This window comes from Pseudoalteromonas maris (assembly GCF_049257235.1).
In the GTDB taxonomy this organism is placed as follows: Bacteria; Pseudomonadota; Gammaproteobacteria; order Enterobacterales; family Alteromonadaceae; genus Pseudoalteromonas.
Genome location: NZ_JBMMUF010000001.1, coordinates 344,737 through 362,053 on the forward strand (window position 1 = coordinate 344,737; position 17,317 = coordinate 362,053).

20 protein-coding genes are annotated in these 17,317 nt (G+C 43.8%); 10 read left to right on the forward strand and 10 right to left on the reverse strand.

The window, feature by feature from the left end:
* Positions 1–5: 5 nt before the first annotated feature.
* The gene (locus AAEU32_RS01675) at positions 6–452 is read right to left on the reverse strand and encodes an Hsp20 family protein (RefSeq protein ID WP_421968794.1); all 447 of its coding nucleotides are present in this window, start codon (positions 450–452) and stop codon (positions 6–8) included.
* Positions 453–652: 200 nt separating this feature from the next.
* Between AAEU32_RS01675 and AAEU32_RS01680 the strand changes: the two genes are divergently transcribed.
* From AAEU32_RS01680 to AAEU32_RS01700, 5 genes are all read left to right on the forward strand, one after another.
* Positions 653–1,153, forward strand: a complete 501-nt coding sequence (locus tag AAEU32_RS01680) for a TlpA family protein disulfide reductase (protein WP_421968795.1) — start codon at positions 653–655, stop codon at positions 1,151–1,153.
* A complete protein-coding gene (locus AAEU32_RS01685) occupies positions 1,154–2,212 on the forward strand; it encodes a Kelch repeat-containing protein (RefSeq protein ID WP_421968796.1) in 1,059 nt (352 codons plus the stop codon).
* Between the two features lie 10 nt (positions 2,213–2,222).
* Positions 2,223–2,501 carry a peptidylprolyl isomerase gene (locus AAEU32_RS01690; RefSeq protein WP_421968797.1) on the forward strand — a complete coding sequence of 93 codons (279 nt, stop codon included), beginning with the start codon at positions 2,223–2,225 and terminating at the stop codon, positions 2,499–2,501.
* 99 nt (positions 2,502–2,600) lie between these two features.
* Positions 2,601–2,867: a GrxA family glutaredoxin gene (locus AAEU32_RS01695; protein ID WP_421968798.1), complete on the forward strand. Its 267-nt coding sequence runs from the start codon at positions 2,601–2,603 to the stop codon at positions 2,865–2,867.
* 233 nt (positions 2,868–3,100) lie between these two features.
* A complete protein-coding gene (locus AAEU32_RS01700) occupies positions 3,101–4,930 on the forward strand; it encodes a DEAD/DEAH box helicase (RefSeq protein ID WP_421968799.1) in 1,830 nt (609 codons plus the stop codon).
* A 79-nt stretch (positions 4,931–5,009) separates the two neighbouring features.
* Here the strand turns inward: AAEU32_RS01700 and AAEU32_RS01705 are convergent, their stop codons facing one another.
* The 3 genes from AAEU32_RS01705 to fadR all read right to left on the reverse strand — a co-directional run bounded on the left by AAEU32_RS01705 (position 5,010) and on the right by fadR (position 7,557).
* Positions 5,010–5,528, reverse strand: a complete 519-nt coding sequence (locus AAEU32_RS01705; protein WP_421968800.1) for an outer membrane protein assembly factor BamD — start codon at positions 5,526–5,528, stop codon at positions 5,010–5,012.
* A gap of 435 nt (positions 5,529–5,963) precedes the next feature.
* Complete coding sequence (locus AAEU32_RS01710) at positions 5,964–6,569, reverse strand: peroxiredoxin (RefSeq protein WP_105255000.1); 606 nt, start codon at positions 6,567–6,569, stop codon at positions 5,964–5,966.
* Positions 6,570–6,843: 274 nt separating this feature from the next.
* Positions 6,844–7,557 (reverse strand): fatty acid metabolism transcriptional regulator FadR, encoded by a 714-nt coding sequence (gene fadR, locus AAEU32_RS01715; RefSeq protein WP_421968801.1) that lies wholly within the window; start codon positions 7,555–7,557, stop codon positions 6,844–6,846.
* A 234-nt stretch (positions 7,558–7,791) separates the two neighbouring features.
* On the opposite strand from fadR, the gene dsbB reads away from it, so the two are divergent.
* Positions 7,792–8,313, forward strand: a complete 522-nt coding sequence (dsbB, locus tag AAEU32_RS01720) for a disulfide bond formation protein DsbB (protein WP_421968802.1) — start codon at positions 7,792–7,794, stop codon at positions 8,311–8,313.
* Positions 8,310–8,612, forward strand: coding sequence for a DUF6170 family protein (locus tag AAEU32_RS01725; RefSeq protein WP_421968803.1), 303 nt, complete (start codon positions 8,310–8,312; stop codon positions 8,610–8,612). The genes dsbB and AAEU32_RS01725 overlap by 4 nt, the downstream gene beginning before the upstream one ends.
* A 29-nt stretch (positions 8,613–8,641) precedes the next feature.
* On the opposite strand, the gene AAEU32_RS01730 is transcribed toward AAEU32_RS01725, so the two are convergent.
* Positions 8,642–8,935 carry a ComEA family DNA-binding protein gene (locus AAEU32_RS01730; RefSeq protein ID WP_421968804.1) on the reverse strand — a complete coding sequence of 98 codons (294 nt, stop codon included), beginning with the start codon at positions 8,933–8,935 and terminating at the stop codon, positions 8,642–8,644.
* 173 nt (positions 8,936–9,108) lie between these two features.
* Between AAEU32_RS01730 and AAEU32_RS01735 the strand changes: the two genes are divergently transcribed.
* Positions 9,109–9,420, forward strand: coding sequence for a YebG family protein (locus AAEU32_RS01735; protein ID WP_421968805.1), 312 nt, complete (start codon positions 9,109–9,111; stop codon positions 9,418–9,420).
* A gap of 61 nt (positions 9,421–9,481) precedes the next feature.
* Here the strand turns inward: AAEU32_RS01735 and AAEU32_RS01740 are convergent, their stop codons facing one another.
* The 4 genes from AAEU32_RS01740 to AAEU32_RS01755 form a co-directional block, all read right to left on the reverse strand.
* Positions 9,482–10,675, reverse strand: coding sequence for an amino acid aminotransferase (locus AAEU32_RS01740; protein WP_421968806.1), 1,194 nt, complete (start codon positions 10,673–10,675; stop codon positions 9,482–9,484).
* Positions 10,676–10,721: 46 nt separating this feature from the next.
* Positions 10,722–11,375: a GAF domain-containing protein gene (locus AAEU32_RS01745; RefSeq protein WP_421968807.1), complete on the reverse strand. Its 654-nt coding sequence runs from the start codon at positions 11,373–11,375 to the stop codon at positions 10,722–10,724.
* A 104-nt stretch (positions 11,376–11,479) separates the two neighbouring features.
* Positions 11,480–13,177, reverse strand: coding sequence for a SpoIIE family protein phosphatase (locus AAEU32_RS01750; protein WP_421968808.1), 1,698 nt, complete (start codon positions 13,175–13,177; stop codon positions 11,480–11,482).
* Positions 13,170–13,475, reverse strand: coding sequence for an STAS domain-containing protein (locus AAEU32_RS01755; protein ID WP_421968809.1), 306 nt, complete (start codon positions 13,473–13,475; stop codon positions 13,170–13,172). Before AAEU32_RS01755 ends, AAEU32_RS01750 begins: the two co-directional genes overlap by 8 nt.
* A gap of 123 nt (positions 13,476–13,598) precedes the next feature.
* Here AAEU32_RS01755 and AAEU32_RS01760 point away from each other — a divergent pair, with 123 nt between their 5' ends.
* On the forward strand, positions 13,599–13,928 hold the full coding sequence (locus AAEU32_RS01760; protein ID WP_421968810.1) for an SUI1 family translation initiation factor: 330 nt from the start codon (positions 13,599–13,601) through the stop codon (positions 13,926–13,928).
* A 12-nt stretch (positions 13,929–13,940) separates the two neighbouring features.
* Here AAEU32_RS01760 and sixA read toward each other — a convergent pair whose 3' ends face one another.
* Complete coding sequence (sixA, locus tag AAEU32_RS01765; RefSeq protein WP_421968811.1) at positions 13,941–14,411, reverse strand: phosphohistidine phosphatase SixA; 471 nt, start codon at positions 14,409–14,411, stop codon at positions 13,941–13,943.
* A gap of 163 nt (positions 14,412–14,574) precedes the next feature.
* Between sixA and AAEU32_RS01770 the strand changes: the two genes are divergently transcribed.
* Complete coding sequence (locus AAEU32_RS01770) at positions 14,575–17,301, forward strand: insulinase family protein (RefSeq protein ID WP_421968812.1); 2,727 nt, start codon at positions 14,575–14,577, stop codon at positions 17,299–17,301.
* Positions 17,302–17,317: the final 16 nt, after the last annotated feature.

Sequence of the window (17,317 nt, forward strand, 5' to 3'; positions counted from 1 at the left end):
AGTGATTATTTACTCTCGAGCAATTTTCCTGAGCCGATTTCAATTTTACGCGGCTTCAGTGCTTCTGGAATTTCGCGCTCTAGGTCGATAACCAACAAGCCGTTTTCTAGCTCTGCACCCATCACTTTTACGTGATCACCAAGTTGGAATTTACGTTCAAAGTTACGCTCCGCGATACCTTGGTGGATAAATTTACGCTCTTGCTTTGTATCTTTATCTGCTTTTGTGCCGGTCACTTTTAGCGTGTTATTCTCTGACTCAATGGTCAATTCGTTATCGCTGAAACCGGCTACTGCCATAGTAATTCTGTACTGATCTTTGCCCAGTGCCTCAATGTTGTACGGTGGGTAGCTAGGCTGTTTATCGGTGCGAGCCGCAGCATCCATAAGTGATGCAAGGTGGTCAAAACCGATGAATGAACGATATAGTGGTGAAAGGTCTACTGTACGCATAATAATATCCTCAATTTTTAAGCAATATTGGTCGTTGTTTTTCAATTGAACAAACAACTTTTATGTATAAATATCAATAACTTTAGTTTGGTTGGGACCCTTTATGGCGTCCTCATAATCTGATGTATGGACGAGCAAATTCTTTTCAAGAGAATGTCTGAAATTTTTTTATAAAAACTCAACCTAAAATAATTAACTATATGAATATAAAGAAATTAATAATTAAAATTTTTTCTCAACTTTTTATCTTTGCAATTGTCTTTTATGCAGTAAGTACGTTTCAACAACGTAATTTACTCCCTGTTGACGACGCTCCAGCCCCCTACTTTGCTCTTGAACAACTCAATAACGATGGCAGGTTTACGATTAAATCATTACAAGGGCAAAAAACAGTGGTGTACTTTTTTGCGCCTTGGTGCTCGGTGTGCAAACTATCTATGCCTAACCTTCAAGCGGCATTTGCCGATAACCAAGTTAACGCGATTGCTATTGCCTTGGATTATCAAAATGCCGCTGAAGTCTCTGAGTTTGTGGCAGATTTAAACTTAACAATGCCGATACTTTTAGGTAGCGAAAATACCGCAAAGCAATATAAAATATCCGCGTATCCCACCTATTATGTAATAGACGAATCCTTGTCTATCACTGCTCGCTCAATGGGCTACTCAAGCGAGCTAGGCATTAAGTTTAGAGGCAAATAAATGGTTACTAGATTGACTAAAGGGCTGTGTATTCACTTACTCTGCGTCGCTTCTTTTACGGCAATGGCACAATCATTTCCAGCATTACCTGAGCCTGTGAGCAACAACGCTGTTGCGCAAGTAAGCACTGACTCGGGCCATTATTTTTTGAGCTTTATGGGGCTGGGTAAAGGTAAAACCCATGCCGACGTGCATAACAAAGTGTGGGCACTCAATACCGCCGAAAATGCATGGAAAGCGATGAAGGCGGTACCCGCATCTATCGCATTAAAAGGGCGTTTGGCTGCTACGGCGGTGGGGGTTGGCAAATATGCGTATATTTTTGGCGGCTACACTGTCGCCGCGGATCACACCGAGATTTCTGTTCCTGATGTGTATCGTTTTGATGTGCAAAGCAATGAATATGTAAAGCTCGCCAATATGCCTGTGCCAGTGGATGACAGTGTAGCTTTGAACTATCAAGATAAATACATTTACCTTGTGAGTGGGTGGCACAACGACGGTAACGTTAACCTAGTGCAAGTGTACGACATCGCTAATAATACCTGGTTTCAAGCCTCTCCCTTTTTAGGCGATGCGGTATTTGGACAAGCAGCAGCCATCAGCGGCAACACCATGGTGGTATGTGATGGCGTCAAAACCGTTGCTTTTGCAAATAAACGCAGAGGCTTTGATGCTAAAGCACAGTGCTTGAAAGGCATTATTGACTCTGAGAACCCAGCAAAAGTGTCGTGGCACGCACTTGCCCACCCTACAGGCAAAGCACACTATCGTATGGCCGCAGGTACCATTAACAAGCAAATCGTCTTTATGGGCGGCTCACCCAACCCTTACAACTACAACGGTGTTGGTTACAATGGCAAGCCTAGTTCGCCTTCAAGCCAAGTGTGGCGCTTTGATATTGCTAGCAATAAATGGCAGCGTATGGAACACGCGCTAAAAGCAACTATGGATCATCGTGGTCTGCTTGAGCATGATGGCCATGCCTACCGCATCGGCGGTATGGGTGAAAAACAACACGTGTTGGATGCCATCACCCCATATAGATTTACGTTTTAGGAGTAACAACATGGCCAAAGCATGTGCCTATCACATTTTAGTGAAAACCGAAAAAGAGTGCTTGGCGATTAAAGCCAAATTGGATAAAGGCGGCGATTTCAATAAGCTCGCAAAGCAATACTCTACTTGCCCTTCTAAAAAGCGCGGGGGTGATCTTGGTGAGTTTCAACGAGGCACCATGGTCAAAGCGTTCGACGACGTGGTGTTCAAAAAGCCTTTATTTGAAGTGCATGGCCCTGTTAAAACAAAGTTTGGTTATCACTTAATTAAAACCGTGTATCGCAGTTAATCGCTTTTTACGAACAGCTGCATCGATTTTCATTGTTTTACCTGTTGCGTCATCCTAGGTACACTGCAACACGTAAAGTTAAAAAGTACTGGAGATGATATGTTAACTGTAATTTTTGGTCGTGATGGGTGTCCTTTTTGCGTACGCGCTAAAGAAGTTGCACAAACACTTAGCGAGCAACGCGATGATTTTAAATTTCGCTACGTTGATATTATTAAAGAAGGGATCAGCAAAGCTGATCTAGAGAAATCAGCGGGCAAACCATGCGAAACAGTGCCGCAAATTTTTATCGACCAAACACATATTGGTGGTTTCACTGAGTTTGAAGCATACGCCAAAGCAAACCTTGGTTTATACCAAAACTAAGTACTTTATGAGCCGGGTTTTACCCGGCTTTTTGCGCTTAAAACGTGACTTTTTGGCTATGCGCAAGTCGCTAAAAATAAAGAATATTGTCAATAAATAGTTAATTTCCAAAAAAGCCACTGATTAAATTTCATACAAAACCAAGCACATAGGAAATAGTTTTAATTTATACAAGCAATTAGTGCTTCATTCCTGTACAATGCGCGCCTCTTTGAATTCCTTGAGGCGTTTTAATGTCAGAACCAGTCACCTTTGAGTCGTTGAACCTTTCTCCTGCAATCTTGAAAGCAGTGGAACAGTTGGGTTATGAGACTCCATCAGAGGTCCAAACCCAGTGTATTCCCCTTTTACTCGACAAAAAGGATGTTTTGGGAATGGCACAAACAGGCACGGGTAAAACCGCAGCCTTTGCTTTGCCTTTATTGAACAATATCGATGCAGACGCTAAGCACCCACAAATTCTTGTGCTTACTCCTACTCGTGAGCTTGCTATTCAGGTAGCTGAAGCGTTTGAGCAATATGCTAAATACACTAAAGGTGTTGAAGTATTGGCCCTTTACGGTGGTCAAAGCTACGGCATCCAACTAAGTGCACTTCGTCGTGGTGCACAGATCATCGTTGCGACTCCGGGTCGTCTACTTGATCACATCAGCCGCAAATCAATTGACCTATCTCGTTTGAGCGCGCTTGTGCTTGACGAAGCAGATGAAATGCTGCGCATGGGCTTTATTGACGATGTAGAAAGCATCATGGCGCAAACACCAGAAGACAAACAAACCTGTTTGTTCTCTGCAACTATGCCTAACCAAATCCAGTCTATCTGTAAAACATACCTACAAGACGCAGAGCAAGTTCGTATTACTCCGCGTAACAGTACAGTATCTACAATTGAACAGGTTTACTGGCAGGCGCGTGTACACAAAAACAAAGCGATCGTACGTTTCTTAGAAGCTGAAGAATTTGACGCAGCAATCGTGTTCGTACGTACGCGTAACGACACTGTAGCGCTTGCAGAGCTGCTAGAGCGCGAAGGTTTCTCAGCTGCACCGCTTAATGGTGATATGAACCAACAAGCGCGTGAGCGCACGGTAGACCGCCTTAAGAACGGCTTACTCGATATCGTTATCGCAACAGACGTTGCCGCTCGTGGTCTTGACGTTGAGCGTATTAGCCTTGTTGTTAACTACGATATCCCGCAAGACAGCGAAGCATACGTCCACCGTATTGGCCGTACTGGCCGTGCAGGTCGTCAAGGTAAAGCTATCTTGTTCGTTAAAGGTAATGAGCGTTACCTATTGAAGAACATTATTCGCCACACTAAGAGCGATATCGCAGAAGTACAATTGCCAAGCGCGAAAGTGGTTGAGCAAAAGCGTATTGACGCACTAGAAACAAAAATTGCAGCGGCCCTTGAGCACAAAGACATCGAGTTCTTTACTCAAGTTGCTAACTCAATTGGTAACAAACTACAACTTGGCCAAGGCGACCTTGCTGCTGCACTACTTTGTTTAGCACAACAGCAAACCCCGCTGAAAGTTGAAGAGATTAACACTAAAGAACGTCCAGAGCGCGGTGAGCGTAACGACCGTCGCGGTGAACGTGGCGAGCGTGGTGAGCGCGGCCGTCGTGATGGTGGTGATAAGCCTCGTCGCGAGCGTCGTGAGTCAAATGTTCCTATGGATACATACCGTATCGAAGTAGGCCGTGAACACGGTGTTCAAGTTAAAAACATCGTGGGTGCTATTGCCAACGAAGCGGATATCTCAAGCAAGTTCATTGGCGACATTCGTTTATTCGATGCGCACAGCACGGTAGAGCTTCCACAGGGTATGCCGGCAGACAAAGTTGCACACTTCCAAAAAGTGTACATTTGTAAGCGCCCAATGAAGCTAACGCTGAGCCCATCTGAAGCAAGTGCACCGCGCGAGCAACGTGACTCTCGCCCAGCACGTCCTTCACGCGACCGTAACGAGCGCAGCGAAGGTAAAAAGCGTAGCTTCCGCGACCCTAACGCGAAAAGCCGAGCGCCACGTAAAGAGCGCCGCGCAGTAAGCTTTCAATAAGCAAAATTAGAAAAACCGCCCAAGGGCGGTTTTTTTATGTCTGCATTATGTTGCTCTATAGCTGAACAATATTGCCTTTTTATAAGTCTGCTTCTGTTAAATCTATTTCATAAATTTTCGATAATTTATCACTTTTGGTACATTTGGTGATTATTTTTTTAGATACACCATTAGTCGTTTTACTGCATTTAACATGCTGCGCCTTTAAACCAAACTTTGATTTATAGTCTTCAATGATAATATCAAATTTCTTTTTATCTTCATTTGATGCTTTAGAATAAAGATCATTAAAAAGCACCTCCCAATCTTCTATTTCTGACTCTGTAGCAACCCCTAACCAACCCATACCAATTAACGTCGATTGTTCTACATATTGTCCTTTAAGAAACATAAACGCTAAAGCGTATTGCGCGTCCTTATAGCCCCAAGCAGCTAATTCACTTAACTCTTGAAATGCGCTTTCATACTCTCCTCTTTCATATAAAACAATGCCCCACTTTAGTTGTTTATCGATAACATCTATATCTTTTGTAATTCTATCTGTGGATTTACATGAGAATAATGCTAGTGAAACTATCAGTAATAATATCCTTTTCATAAATACTCCATAATGCAATTAGCTGCCTAAAGCCGTAACTTAAATAATCAGCTTTAATTGTGAGGTACGCGCAAAATCAGCTGTTTCTGTGCCCACTTTTAATCAGCCTTGTTTTAAGGCGAGTACACCGTATCTTGTTGATACTTTACTACGAATTCTTTTGCTGGAGCAACCGCCCCATTATCAGGTCCAACATTAAACACCTGAGGCGCATAATGGCAAGGCTAAATGGAGTAATGAGCTAAGTTAACCCTGCACAAATTGCGCATTTTTCTAAATATGAAGGAAAACGAATAGTCCAAAAACTAAGAAGATAAAAATATTGGATTTGAAAAACTAATCAGCCGCTTGTGTATCAACACCATCAAGATGAACGCGGATATCAGGCACAAAAAAACCGCGCCTGAGCGCGGTTTTTAAAACTAGGGGTAAACCTTATAGGTCGCCTTCATTTTCAGATAGGAACTTAGCAACACCTTCAGGGCTTGCGTCCATACCTTTTTTACCTTCAGTCCAACCAGCTGGACACACTTCACCATGCTCGCTATGGAACGCTAGTGCGTCAACCATACGAAGCATTTCGTCGATGTTACGCCCTAGTGGTAGGTCGTTAACTACTTGGTGACGTACTGTGCCTTCTTCGTCGATTAAGAAAGAACCACGGAACGCAACGCCTGCTTCTGGGTGCTCAACGTCGTACGCTTGACAGATTTCGTGCTTAACGTCAGCAACTAGTGCGTATTTAACTTGGCCGATACCGCCGTCTGCAACAGCAGTGTTACGCCATGCGTTGTGTGAGAATTGTGAATCGATAGAAACACCGATTACTTCAACGCCACGCTTTTGGAATTCTTCATAACGCTTGTCGAATGCAATTAGCTCTGAAGGACAAACGAAAGTGAAATCTAGTGGGTAGAAAAAGATTACTGCTTTTTTGCCTTTGATAGTCTCGTGTAGGTTGTACGCATCTACGATTTCGCCATTACCTAGCACAGCTGCAGCTGTAAAGTCTGGTGCCTTGCGGCCTACTAATACACCCATTTTATTCTCCAAAATAGTTTGAGTTTGTCGTATTTTGCGGCTGCGACGACTGTGTCGCCAAGCCTGTAATTATTCCTGCACTAAGATATGGTGCCAAGCGGTTAAAAAACAAGGTTTAAGCGCTAAAATCCGTGCATTTATATTCTTGTTCGCTATGTTACTTAGCTCACGCGCAAAAGAACAATCGCATTTAACGATAGCATTAATCGAAAAAAATGATGGCTTAATTTACCAACAATCAGACACAAAAAAGCCCGCTTGCGCAGGCTCATTTTTAATCCATGATGTTCTCAGGCATATCACCGCGGATTTCTTGCCAGATTTGACCACTTTCATGACCGTATTTACGCATTAGGCCTATGGCTCCATCGTGATCATGCTTATCGGCTAACTCTGCTAAGTCAGCGTAGAACTTACGAGCCAATTCGCGCGTGCGTGGATCTGAGAAATAGTGGCTACCAATTTTTGAGTAGAAACCTTTAAAACCATTGAGGATCAACACGTAAATCTTGTTGTTACCGGCACTGGCTAGGTGATGATGTACCCAGTAGTCATAATCTGCAAACGCTTCACCGCTGTCTTCAACAGAGGAACGATCAGCGACAATTTCTTTCACGCGCTCAGGATTAATTTTAATCGCCGCTCGCATGTAAATTGCACTGATGTTGGTACGCGCTGACAAAAGCTGATCGGTTAACTCAGGCATTTTATCTTCGTCCAAACGCGCAAGCGTTTCGAGGATATTCAGTCCTGATGTTTCCCAGAAATTATTTACGCGTGTTGGCTTGCCATGTTGAATCGTCAACCAGCCGTCACGTGCTAAACGCTGAAGTACTTCACGCAGTGTCGTGCGGGTTACGCCAATAAGCTCAGACAACTCTCGTTCTGCTGGAAGGATAGAGCCCGGTGGGAATTCACCGTTCCAAATGGACTCAACTATATACTCCTCAGCGAATCCAGCTGGGCTTTTTGCTTTAAAAATTCTCATCTAACGTCCACTTCACTACGGATTGATTTCGTTTCATTTATCTGACTGATTGTACCAGATGATCAGCAAGTAACAAGAAAAGTTAACTGCCTTAGGTTGATTGCGTTATCAACATTGTTCAAAGTAGGGTTCAGCGTCTAAATCTGCTTTGTAGAAAATCCCCTAGATGACTGAACTTGCATGCTCTGCGCTGGGTCGGCATAATTCTCAAAATAATAATTAAGTGAGTACATCATGAGTTGGTTAAGTAGTTTGTCACGTCAACGTGCACCTTGGATTTTGTTAGCGCTAGTAGCCATAGTGCTAGAAGTAACCGCACTGTATTTTCAATATGCAATGGACTTAGCGCCATGCATCATGTGTATCTACCAGCGCACTGCGGTTTTAGGAATTGCAGCTGCGGGGATCATTGGCGCAATTAATCCAGCCAATACCTTCATCCGTTTGCTTGGATTTGCTACATGGCTGGTAGCAAGCATTTGGGGCTTGCTTATTGCCATTGATCATGTGGATATGCAAACAACAACCGATCCGTTCGCATTCGTATGTGAATTTGAACCTAACTTCCCAAGCTTCATGCCATTGCACGAGTGGATCCCTAGCTTCTTCGCTGCAACAGGGGATTGTGGCAATATCGATTGGCAGTTTTTAGGCTTATCGATGCCAGGTTGGATGCAGGTCGTTTTCGCTGCTTTTGCTGCGGCGGCTATTCTTGTTACGCTTGCTAGCCTATTTTTCAAAGCGCAAAAGTCATGATTTATTTTTTAGCCAGCCAAATCCCTGCTCTCAAAGAGTTTAGTCACAAAGAGCGTCTTGCAATTGTGGCTGACTCTTTGGAGTTATTAAGTGCTCAAGAGCGGATATTGATGAACATATTAAAGCTGCTGTTGATCACACCACTGTTCTTATTGTTGGTACGATTTGAAGGCTGGAGTATGTTGCCTTGGTTACTGCTTGCTGGTATCGCCTATCCTATTTTGGTTTTGCCAGTGCGTCACTACTTTGCATCAATGCACCTTGAGCAAGCGATACAAACACACAAAAAAGGCAGCTAACGCTGCCTTGGTTTATTCACACCTGAATATTAAATACTCACTTTATCCTTTATCTTCGCGAGTAATTTATCACCCACTCCAGCCACATTCACCAGTTGTTCTACGCTGGTAAACGGGCCGTTTTGGTCACGATATTGAACAATCGCCTTTGCTTTTGCTGCTCCTATGCCAGGCAACATCTGCAATTCTTTTTCAGAAGCACTGTTAATATTTACCAGCGCGGGAACGATAGCATCAGTCTGAACCGGTGCCTTTTGAGCGGCAACCACCTCACCTGCGCTGAGTATACACAATGCAATTACTGCGGCATGTAGTAGTTTCATACTTCTCTCCTTAAAGTAATGGTTTTCCTTGTACTGCTGTTTTAAATAAAGAAGAAAACACCTTTGTTGTCAAATTAGGTTCAAACAATAAAGTCTCTAATAAAAGCCCTTGACGTTGTACGCACTTACCTCTAACCTAACTGTATAAAAAAACAGTATAGTTAGGAGATCCCATGGCTGTTGTAGTTAAGTATGTAGTGGAAAGAAATGGAGTCGAGCGCATGACCTTTACCAGTAAAAAAGAAGCCGATGCTTATGACAAAATGCTCGATATTGCAGAAAACTTAGAAGAGTTATTGGGCGCTGTTGATGTGCCATTAAGTGAACAGCAAGTCGAAAGCTTATCCCTGCAAATTGCGAAGCAAAAAGATGACTTCATGAATGTGCTTAAAGGGGCAAAGCCAACAGCAGATAAAGCACCAAAGAAAGCTAAAGCAGCTAAAACTGACGAGAATGTCACTGAGCTAAAAACAAAAGAAGCCTAACACTCTGATAAAAATAAAAAAAGCCAGCAAAATCTGGCTTTTTTGTGCACTGTTTAATGACTTATTTAGTCACTTCAGCCACTGCATTAGCGAAGTAATCAATGTTCGCTTCGCTGATCCCCGCCACATTCACACGGCTAGAACCTACGATATAGATTGAGTATTCTTTTTGCAGGCGATCAATTTGCTCTTTATTAATGCCTAAGAAAGAGAACATGCCATGCTGCTGCTCGATGAATGAGAAATCCATGCCTTCACACTTGGCATTTAATTTTTCTTTGAGCAAAGAACGCAAACCATTAATACGCGCACGCATCTCGTCAAGCTCTTGATGCCACATGTTAGTAAGCTCATCACTTGATAAAATGGTGTTAACAATATCAGCACCGTGCGCCGGTGGCATTGAGTAAATACTACGTACAACACTCAACATAACTGAGTTCGATACGTCTGCAGCTGCCGCGTCTTTAGAGATAATTGAACATGCGCCAATACGCTCACGATAAAGACCGAAGTTCTTTGAACATGAAGAACAAATGATCAGCTCTTCTACTTGCGAAGCAAGGTGACGAAGGCCCGCCGCATCATCATCTAGGCTTGTACCAAAACCTTGATAAGCGATATCTACTAATACAGTGAAGCCTTGCGTTTTAGCAATCTCTGTTACCGTTTTCCATTGCTCTGCATTTAAATCCATACCACTTGGGTTGTGGCAACATGCGTGCAGCAATACAACATCACCCGCTGGAATTTGGCTCAGTGCATTTACCATCTCATCAAACAGAAGGCCCTTATTTTCATAGTCGTAGTAAGGGTATTCTTTTACTGTTAGACCCGCAGCTTCGAACAAGCTGATGTGGTTTGCCCATGTTGGTGTTGTTACCCACACAGTGGCATCAGTGTTACAACGCTTAATAAACTCAGCTGCTACACGTAATGAACCTGTTCCGCCAGGAGCCTGGGCAGTACGAACACGGTTAGCAAGCAATGCAGGGTGTGCATCACCAAGCAGTAATTGCTCCATCTTCTGACAATAATCTAGGTTACCCGCCAAGCCAATATACGTCTTGGTTGTCTCGTTTGCTAAACGAAACTCTTCTGCTTTTTTAACTGCTCGCAGTACAGGGGTGTCGCCTTTTTCATCCTTATAAACACCAACACCTAAGTCAATTTTGTTTGCATTGGTATCAGCTTTAAACGCAGCCATAAGCCCAAGAATAGGATCGGTTGGTAAAGGTTTTAATTGTGAGAACATGGAACTCTCTTTTTTATCTCTGGGTTAGCGTGTATCCCGACACACATTACGCAGGCAAATGCTTAACAATTTCCTTGCAAGCAGCGACTAACAATGCAATACGCTCGGGGGTAAAAAAATCTTTGCTGAATGCTTCTGCATCGACGATGCCCACTACTTTACCTTCCTGAGAATAAAGCGGCAAGCAGGTTTCTGACTTCACTTTAGGGTCACATGTATAGTATTCGCCACCCTTGGCAACATAGTCTTCCACATCATTGATAATGCGTGCCTTTCCTGAAATCGCAACTTGTACGTTATTACTGGTTGCTGCAAACGCTGCATTCATTGGAAACAGCGGTCTGCTCGGTGCACCATGATAGGCCAGCTTGAGCAGTTGTTGCTCACCGTCAATATCGCGGCTTTGATAAATACCAAACCAATCAACCCCAGTGTGCTCAACAACAAAATCGACAATACCTTGTAACTGAGCCAAATTAGCTTCACTTTCTGGCGCGATATACTGTTGTAAGTTAAAAGGCTCGTCTTGCAAGTGACCAAACAAACTACACGCACCACCCTCACCTAGTTCAGGGATTAAATATTGCCACTGAACGGGTGATTGGGCGTTAAGCAAAAATTGTGATAAAAGCGTGTGAGCTTGCTCTGCTTGCGCGTTATTAACGTCACATTGTGCGTGTTGAGAATAAGATAAAGCCATTTAGCCGTCCAAACATCTAGAAATACATCTGGATGCTATCATAGCCACAAGTCGCGGCGCAATAATTAGTTGTAGGTAAGATATACAATTGTCTGTGAGGAGAATTACTCAATGACGTAAGTAATGTTTACTTCGTTGCCTTTGTCGTTATAAGTGACGTTTTCAGCAAGCTCGTTGAGCAATGAAAGGCCACGACCAAAACTCTGATAGCCTTGCTGTAGGTTAATCGCATCTCTATCAAATCCGTCACCAGAGTCCGCAAGTTTAAATATGACTTTGCGTTCATGCGGCACGTAGTGAACGTCGATGACAATTTTTCCTTGCGTTAATTCATCAAGACGCTGTTCACGTTGCAAGTAGTAATCCATAAACCCTTCGTCGGATAGCTTCATCTGTGAGTCAAGACCCAGCAAACCATGCTCTAAAGCATTGTTGTAGGCTTCTGATAGCAAGATAAATAACGACGATTTATGCGCATTTAAGCCCGGTAAATTGGTAAGCAAATCGATGAGCTGGGCAATAGGGTCTAATTTTTTGAGTTGCTGTGCATCCAAGTCCAAATGCAAGGTCAGCGGTAACGGGCTTATCACCTTGTTGCGCTGCTCATCAACCTTGTGTGGTGTAGGGTCGATAATGACCACACTGTAATCATCTTGTTGTACTTCACAGCCAGTAAAGGCGTGTACATCAGCAATGATCTCACTGGTGCCAACACGGGGCTTATTCTTTAATGCCCGCTCAAGTCGAGAATACCCGTATTGCGCTGCGGATGGGTTCTCTGCCTCGATAATACCATCGGTATACAGAGCGATACGTGCATGATTACGCAGTGACAAATGAACAACATCACGCTCAAATTCGTCATCATCGAGTATACCCAGCGCCATATGCATGGATTCTAGATGAGCAAGGACATCGCCTTGTTGGTCGATAATAAAACCATCAGGTAACCCACCCAGCCAAAAGTTTGCGCTCTGCGCAGAGGCATTAACTTCAACCAAGGTAGCTGCACAAAACATATGCGAGGGCAATAACTTAGCCAAAGAGCGATTCAATTCTTTGGCAATATCGCCAATCGCTAAATTTTTTGCCGCCATGGTATAGAAGATAGTGGATATCGGCAGTGCACCAATAGCCGCGGCTAATCCATGGCCGGTGAAATCACCGAGCATAAAATACTGAGAACCGTTAGGAGCTACAGCACTCAAGAACACGTCTCCGTTGAACATAGCGGCCGGAGATAAGTGCGAGTCTACCCCGTTTGGCATCTCATGTGGCTGCTTCAATGCATTTGCAAAAATGTGCTCAACCAGCTCGTGTTCGCGTTCGGTTTGGTTTTGGTAGTACGTTAAGGTTTGGGTTTGTCTTATCGATTGCTGTACCAGTTCACGAATACGCAAATGTACACGCAACTTTGCCTTAAGCACCAGTGGCTCAAATGGCTTAGGCATGAAGTCATCGCCACCGACATCTAAACATCGTGCCAATGATGCACTGTCCTCTAGTGCGGTGATAAAAATAATAGGCAAATACGATGCGCCGCTGTGTTCCTTGATTTTGGGAGCAGCTACATAACCATCCATAACCGGCATCATGATATCGAGAAGAACAAGATCAACGTCATTACTAGCAAGCTGTACTAACGCCTCAGCACCATTGCTTGCCTCAATCACACTGTAATTGTCATGTTCTAACATTATGCGCAGGAGCGTGCGATTAAGTTCCTCATCGTCTACAACTAGGATCAGAGGAGGTACCACTTCTGGCACCTCTAAGGAGTCGGGATTGCTGGCGTCAGTCAATGGTAAACTTTTTATCGAAACGAGAAATTTGCAGGATCTTTTTCAGTTGGGCATTTGCATTGGAAATAGAGATTTCTGTCACTTGGTCTTTAAGTGCCTTGTGCATATTCAGCAGCATGCCTAATGCTGAGCTATCCATATAACTTGCTTCACGAAGGTCGACTTCAACATTTTTCGTATCTGGATGAATGTCCGCATAGGCTGACCTAAAGTCCTGCACCAAGTTAAAATCAAATTTATCTTTGATAGCAATGACCAGAGTGTTGTTATTACTATCATAATGCTGACTCAAGCTCATTTAGGCTCCTAACCCGCTGATAATATGCTTTTTTAAAATATAGGCCGACATTGTTATTTCGCAATATCAAAAGCGTAAATATGTTAAAATGCCACGGGTTTAATTTTTAATAAGAGCAGGTTTATGAGTGACAACAACCTAGTATATTCAACCGAAACGGGACGAATCAAAGCTCCTGAGGCTTCAAGCGAGCCAGACGTGAAACTTTTTAAAGATGGCGCTGTGCGCATTGAACGCCAAACAAAAGGTCGTAAAGGTAAAGGCGTAATGTTGGTTGTAGGAATTGACCCACAAGAGCACGACTTAAAGAAACTGGCTAAACAACTAAAATCTAAAATGGGTCAAGGCGGTGCCGTGAAAAACGGGATCATCGAGATACAAGGTGACGACCGTGAAAAGCTCAAAGGCCTATTGGAAAGTGCTGGATTTAAAGTAAAGATAGCGGGCGGCTAACGCATTAGCCGCTTACTCTTGAGGACTGTACAACGCGCGCCAATGGGCGGTGTTTGATGTTTCATCGAAGTCAATATGGGCGACACCACAGGTTGGGAAAATAGGCATTTTATCTGGGCATAACTGCGCAACCATGTAACTTACTATTGGCATGTGAGCTACAATCAACCAGGTATCAAGCTGTGGATGCAATTCAATCAACGCTTTAACGTAGTCAATAGCACGTTGTGCATCACCCGAGGGAATTATATCCGCAGTCGTTTCTTCGTAGCCAAAAGCACTGTAAAACCCTTTAACTTGCGCCGCAGTTTGTTGCGCTCGCACGTAAGGGCTGACTAATAATGCGTCGGGATTGAAGCGCTGCGCCAACCACTCACCTACCTGTTGGGCTTGCTTGTTGCCTAACTCAGTAAGCGCACGCATTTCGTCATTTCTCTGTAGTGCTTCTGCGTCGCCATGACGCATAATTAAAATTGTTTTCATGTTTGAGAAATCAACAAATTAGAGACAAAAGTTTTACCGCAAAGCTAGCCATAAAGGTACAATGTTCGCTATAGTTTAGCTTTACCACCGATATTCAGGTAGGCACTCGCCGTAACCGCTGGCCCTGAACATCTTGTTACTATTTTAGTTTCAGGAGCAATCTTTGAATATCAGCCGCAATGATAACAGACTCTACCAATCTCTAACACTGCCCAATGGTCTTAGAGTGCTTCTTGTAGAGGATAAAGAAAGCCCAAAAGCTGGGGCGGCATTGACTGTTAATGCGGGGCACTTTGACGATCCTTGGCACCGCCAAGGCCTTGCTCACTTTGTTGAACACCTCTTGTTCCTTGGCACCAAGAAGTATCCAGAAGCCGGTGAATTTCATGATTTCATTAGCCTCCATGGTGGCAGCAGTAATGCGTGGACAGGCACCGAGCACAGTTGTTACTTCTTTGATATAACCAAACAGTATTACCACGACGCACTAGAGCGCTTTAGCCAATTATTTATCGCGCCGTTATTCAACGAACACGAAATTACCAAAGAGCGTCACGCCATTGATGCTGAGTTTAAACTCAAAATTAAAGATGATGGCCGACGCATCTATCAAGCTCATAAAGAAACAGTTAACCCAAAGCACCCTTTTGCTAAATTTTCTGTGGGTAATATGGATACGCTTAGCGATGAGCGCGGCGCAATAAAAGCTGAGCTAGTCGCTTTTTTTGAACAGCACTATCAAGCGCAGTGGATGACACTCGTGTTGTGTGGACCATATCCACTCGCCGAGCTCAAGCAATGGGCCACGACTTTGTTTGCTGATATTCCTGGTAATAACACGGAAAAACAACCGATCAGTGAGCCTCTATACCGTCCTCAAGACTTGGCTATTGAGTTGCACATTGAACCCCACAAGCATTTGCAAAAATTAATTGTTAGCTTTGCGATGCCCAGTATCGACGACTTTTATAAGCATAAAACGGTGAGCTTTTTAGCACATTTGCTCGGCTATGAAGGTGAGGGATCGTTACATTCCATATTAAAAAATCAAGGCTGGATAAATGCCTTATCTGCCGGTGGCGGTATCAATGGCAGTAACTTTAAAGATTTTAATATTAGCTTGGCTTTAACTGATGAAGGCATTGAATATTATTCAGATATCGTTGAGTGTGTGTTCGCTTACATTGCCCTTATCCGCCAAAATCTCAGCGCACTGAAGCCACTGTATAATGACAAACAAACACTGCTACAGATTGCTTTTGATAACCAAGAAAAGGCACGCCTGCTCGATTGGGTTAGCGGCGTCAGTGTTAATATGCACCACTATTCAAGTGACAATTACCTCTATGGTGACTACTTGATGGCTGGCTATGATCAGGCGCAATTCGCGCAAGTACTCGATTGGCTAACGCCAAAGAATATGCGCTTAGTGCTAATACACCCAGGAATTAGCTCAGAGCAAACCACCAAATGGTACAACACCCCCTACTACACCCAAGCGCTAGATGAGGATTGGCTCGAAGCGCTCAGCGCCATTGACGCGCCACTGAGCACCATGTCCCTGCCTGAAGTGAATCCCTACCTGCAAAGACCTTGCGTGTTGCATGAGATAGTCAATGTCCAAGAAATACCCGAGAAACTCGCGTCTCATCCTGGGTTTAATTTTTGGTTCAAACAAGACTCCACATACCGCGTTGCCAAGGGCCATTTTTATCTTGCATTGGACTCAAAATTGGCAGTTAAAGATGTGCAACACATGGCGCTGACACGCTTATTTGCTGACTTGTTTATTGATTGCGTAGCAGAGCGCTTTTACCCAGCGGAGCTCGCTGGTCTCAATTACCATATTTCTTCGCATCAAGGGGGCCTCACTTTACATACTGCGGGTCTATCATCAAGCCAGCTTGAACTAGCCCAAGGGTTACTTGATGCATTGTTTCATGCTGATATCTGTGCCAAACGCTTTGCCGAGTACAAAAAACAACTAGTGCGACATTGGCAATCGAGTAATCAAAACAAACCTGTGAGTGAGATATTCAGCCGCATTGGTGCGCAGGTTATGCCTTGGAATCCCACTCCTGATGAGTTAGCCAATGCACTAAAGAGCACGAGTTACTCGCAGTTTAAAAAATTCAGAACCGCGTTTTTCGATGAAATACACATTGAAGCGTTCTTGTATGGTAACTGGCGCCCAGCAGATGCCTATGATTTCTTGCGTTTGATCCAATCACATTTGCAACAACGCGCAAACATCGATGCCATCTGTCGCCCTTTAATCGAAATTAAAGGTGTTCAGCAACAGCACATATCCCTAGCTGGTAATGACCATGCAATGGTGATTTACTACCAAGCGCTCAGCGCTGACATTCGTGAAAAGGTGATCATGATGATGGTTAATCACCTCATCAACCAGCCTTATTTCAACACATTACGGACTCAACAACAGCTCGGTTACTTGGTAGGTGCGGGTTATGCGCCATTTAACTCCCGTGCGGGATTAGCTTTTTATGTGCAATCCCCTAAAGTAAGTGCCAAAGATTTGCTCGCACATCATACGCAATTTGTGCAGCAATACAGCCAAGAGTTTAGTGCCATGGATAATCAAGACTGGCAGCAAGCAAAGCAGAGTCTGTATCGTCAAATTGCAGAAAAAGATAAAAATCTACGTCTACGCTCGCAACGCTTTTGGCTCGCCATCAGTAATCCTGATGTAGATTTTTCTTTGCAGGACAACCTCTTAGAAACCTTGCATAGCATTGAGTTTAGTGAAGTAAAAGACTACCTAAAGGTGCTGTTCTCTGAGCAACGAGCACGCACACAATGGCTTAGCTCGCCTCACACCAACAAAGAGGACGACGTCGACCTTTACTCCAGCTCAACCATGAATTAACCTTAGAGGGTTGATT

Bases quoted from the DNA above. Each gene is read 5' to 3' on its own strand.
- AAEU32_RS01725 (WP_421968803.1), top strand. From the start codon at position 8,310: ATGATTTATTTTTTAGCCAGCCAAATCCCTGCTCTCAAAGAGTTTAGT.
- AAEU32_RS01760 (WP_421968810.1), top strand. From the start codon at position 13,599: ATGAGTGACAACAACCTAGTATATTCAACCGAAACGGGACGAATCAAA.
- sixA (WP_421968811.1), bottom strand. From the start codon at position 14,411: ATGAAAACAATTTTAATTATGCGTCATGGCGACGCAGAAGCACTACAG.
- AAEU32_RS01695 (WP_421968798.1), top strand. From the start codon at position 2,601: ATGTTAACTGTAATTTTTGGTCGTGATGGGTGTCCTTTTTGCGTACGC.
- AAEU32_RS01700 (WP_421968799.1), top strand. From the start codon at position 3,101: ATGTCAGAACCAGTCACCTTTGAGTCGTTGAACCTTTCTCCTGCAATC.
- AAEU32_RS01730 (WP_421968804.1), bottom strand. From the start codon at position 8,935: ATGAAACTACTACATGCCGCAGTAATTGCATTGTGTATACTCAGCGCA.
- AAEU32_RS01735 (WP_421968805.1), top strand. From the start codon at position 9,109: ATGGCTGTTGTAGTTAAGTATGTAGTGGAAAGAAATGGAGTCGAGCGC.
- AAEU32_RS01685 (WP_421968796.1), top strand. From the start codon at position 1,154: ATGGTTACTAGATTGACTAAAGGGCTGTGTATTCACTTACTCTGCGTC.
- AAEU32_RS01675 (WP_421968794.1), bottom strand. From the start codon at position 452: ATGCGTACAGTAGACCTTTCACCACTATATCGTTCATTCATCGGTTTT.
- AAEU32_RS01690 (WP_421968797.1), top strand. From the start codon at position 2,223: ATGGCCAAAGCATGTGCCTATCACATTTTAGTGAAAACCGAAAAAGAG.
- dsbB (WP_421968802.1), top strand. From the start codon at position 7,792: ATGAGTTGGTTAAGTAGTTTGTCACGTCAACGTGCACCTTGGATTTTG.
- AAEU32_RS01755 (WP_421968809.1), bottom strand. From the start codon at position 13,475: ATGAGCTTGAGTCAGCATTATGATAGTAATAACAACACTCTGGTCATT.
- AAEU32_RS01710 (WP_105255000.1), bottom strand. From the start codon at position 6,569: ATGGGTGTATTAGTAGGCCGCAAGGCACCAGACTTTACAGCTGCAGCT.
- AAEU32_RS01680 (WP_421968795.1), top strand. From the start codon at position 653: ATGAATATAAAGAAATTAATAATTAAAATTTTTTCTCAACTTTTTATC.
- AAEU32_RS01745 (WP_421968807.1), bottom strand. From the start codon at position 11,375: ATGGCTTTATCTTATTCTCAACACGCACAATGTGACGTTAATAACGCG.
- fadR (WP_421968801.1), bottom strand. From the start codon at position 7,557: ATGAGAATTTTTAAAGCAAAAAGCCCAGCTGGATTCGCTGAGGAGTAT.
- AAEU32_RS01740 (WP_421968806.1), bottom strand. From the start codon at position 10,675: ATGTTCTCACAATTAAAACCTTTACCAACCGATCCTATTCTTGGGCTT.
- AAEU32_RS01705 (WP_421968800.1), bottom strand. From the start codon at position 5,528: ATGAAAAGGATATTATTACTGATAGTTTCACTAGCATTATTCTCATGT.